The following is a 2,839-nucleotide window of genomic DNA, read 5'->3' on the forward strand; positions in this document are numbered from 1 at the left end:
CCATATTCTTGAGGAAATGGGTGCAGAAGGTACTAATATCGCAAAGGATACCTACAGGATAGATCCTACGACTATCAGCAAATTCTGCGTTCCTTATGAGTATGCAAGAAAAATGCGTGCTTCATATTACTTCCTCGGTGCTCTTCTGGGCAAATTCAATAAAGCAAGAGTTTCCATGCCGGGCGGATGTCCTCTCGGAGACAGACCTATAGATCAGCACTTAAAGGCTTTCACAGCCCTCGGTGCAAAGCATACTCTCAGTCAGGGCATGATAGATCTTACTGCAGACAAGCTCAGCGGCAATCAGATCTTCTTTGACGTTGTTACAGTCGGAGCTACAATGAATGCTATGCTCGCTGCTGTAAAGGCTGAGGGACTCACAATAATCGAAAATGCAGCTAAGGAGCCGCACATCGTTGATCTTGCAAACTTCCTCAACTCAATGGGTGCAAACATCATGGGCGCAGGTACCGATGTTATCAAGATCAGAGGTGTTGAGCATCTCCACGGTACTACTTATGCGGTTATACCCGATCAGATAGAAGCAGGTACATTTATGGTGGCAGTTGCTGCAACAAAGGGCGATGTTCTTATCAAGAACGTTATCCCGAAGCATCTTGAATCCATTACCAAAAAGCTTGAGAAGATCGGCGTTAACATCGAGCAGTTCGATGACAGTATAAGGGTATGGGTAGACGGTCCGCTGGTAAAGACAAACGTCAAGACAGCTCCTCATCCGGGATTCCCTACAGATATGCAGTCTCAGATAGCTACTCTTCTGTGTCTTGCAGAGGGTACGAGCATTATCACCGAGAATATCTGGGAGCAGCGTTTCCGCTATGTGGACGAGCTCAGAAGAATGGGCGCAGATATCACAGTAAACGGCAAGGTAGCTCTTATAGAGGGCACAGGCAAGCTTATGGGAGCTCCCGTAAAGGCTTGTGACCTGAGAGCAGGCGCAGCACTTATCATTGCAGGACTTGCTGCAAGCGGCGTTACCGAGATCGAGGATATCTACCATATCGAGAGAGGTTATGACTGCATGGAAGGCAAGCTCAGAGCTCTTGGTGCAGATATCGAAAAGGTAAGCGTTCCCGATAAGGCTGAGGGAACAAAGGCTGACGGCGCAAAAGCTGCGGTTTGATAGAATATTAATGGCTGCTGCACATTAGTGCGGCAGCTTTTTCGTCATTTATGTAGGGACTGATGTCTACATCAGCACGTTAACTTATAGAAAAAATGGGGGCGATGTAGGCATCGCCCCCTACAGTTCGATCGATAAATTACTGTATCGATTTATGCGATTTAAATGTGCCGTAAGCGATGTACGGGTATCAGTATTGATAAATAGTAAGCGAGCTTGCAAGCGTCAACGTGGCTGCGGTCAAGCTGGCTCAGCTTGTGGTTGGGGCAGCGGGATTTGAACCCACGAGTGCAGGAGTCAAAGTCCTGTGCCTTACCGCTTGGCTATACCCCAAAAAGTCACTATAATATTATAACAAAAATCCTGCAATAAATCAATACCGCAGGATTTTTATTTTTATTTTAACAATATATCCTCATCAATACCATTCTCGTTCATGCATATCCTTGAATTCATACATTGCCATAATTACTGCAACTATAGCAGCAAGACCGTCCGCAATAGGACCTGTATACATGATTCCGTCTATTTTGAAGAACAGCGGCAATACGAGAAGAAGTGGCACAAAAAACAGTATCTGTCTTGTAAGCGAAAGGAATACACCCTTTATGGATTTTCCTATCGAGGTAAAGAATGTGGAAGTTATAGGCTGTAAACAGTTGAGCCATGTGAAGAACATTGATATCCTGAAAAACTTCGCACCAAACTCATAATATCCCTCACTTGCATTCTCATTTGCAAATACGCTGAGTATCTGTCTCGGGAAAAGCTGGAAGCATACAAATGCCACAAGTGAAATAGCTGCGCCTGCCTTTATAGCCATCCAGAAAGCACTCTTTACTCTGTCGTAATTCTTTGCTCCGTAGTTGAAGCTCTCAATAGGCTGAGTACCCTGAGCAAGTCCGATAACTATTGAGAATACGATCATATTGACCTTCATGATTATTCCCGCAGCTGCTATCGGATCATCTGCACCGTACTTTGAAAGTGCTCCGTAATGGGCGAGTGAGTTGTTGAGAACTATCTGTACAACAGCAATAGCTATCTGATTGAAACAGGAAGCCATACCTATTGAACAAACTCTGCTCACTATGCCCGCTTTCGGTAAAAGATGTCTGCCAAAGAGATATACTGTCTTGAAATTGAAGCAGTATACTATAACAATAACTGCCGAAACGACCTGTCCAATTACTGTTGCAATAGCTGCGCCCTTCATCCCCCAGTCAAGACCGAGAACAAATATGGCATCAAGTATCGTATTGATGATAGCTCCTGTGATATTGCATATCATAGTCATTTTAGGACTTCCGTCCGCACGTATGATATGTCCGCCGCCTGCTGTAAGAATAAGGAACGGGAAGCCGAATGCCGTATATCTGACGTACTCCTTGGCATAAGGCAATACCGCGTCAGTTGCTCCGAATCGTTTCAGCAGCGGAGTAAGAAAGATCAGCGTTATCGCAGATATTACGACACCGCTGGCTGCCAGAAGTGAAAGTGCGTTTCCCGCAAAGTACGGGGCTCTTTTTTTATCTCCCATACCAAGCGCAAGGTTAAAGCACGAAGCACCGCCTATTCCTAACAGGAGCGCAAGTGCCATACATCCCGTTGTGAACGGGAATGCGATAGAAGTCGCCGTATTTCCGAGAGTTCCTACAGCCTTTCCGATAAACAGCTGGTCTACCATATTATATA

2 protein-coding genes and 1 tRNA gene are annotated in these 2,839 nt (G+C 45.3%); 1 reads left to right on the forward strand and 2 read right to left on the reverse strand.

The annotated features are described in order from the left end of the window. Nucleotides 1-1,144: UDP-N-acetylglucosamine 1-carboxyvinyltransferase (gene murA / locus QZZ41_RS00540; protein ID WP_295066694.1), on the forward strand; the 1,144-nt coding region annotated here is incomplete at its 5' end. Between the two features lie 258 nt (nucleotides 1,145-1,402). On the opposite strand, the gene QZZ41_RS00545 is transcribed toward murA, so the two are convergent. Both QZZ41_RS00545 and QZZ41_RS00550 read right to left on the reverse strand, forming a co-directional pair. Then, nucleotides 1,403-1,477 (reverse strand) — tRNA-Gln (locus QZZ41_RS00545). 85 nt (nucleotides 1,478-1,562) lie between these two features. Then, the coding region (locus tag QZZ41_RS00550) for an MATE family efflux transporter (protein WP_295066697.1) at nucleotides 1,563-2,839 on the reverse strand (1,277 nt) is incomplete at its 5' end.

The organism is Ruminococcus sp., assembly GCF_016283395.1.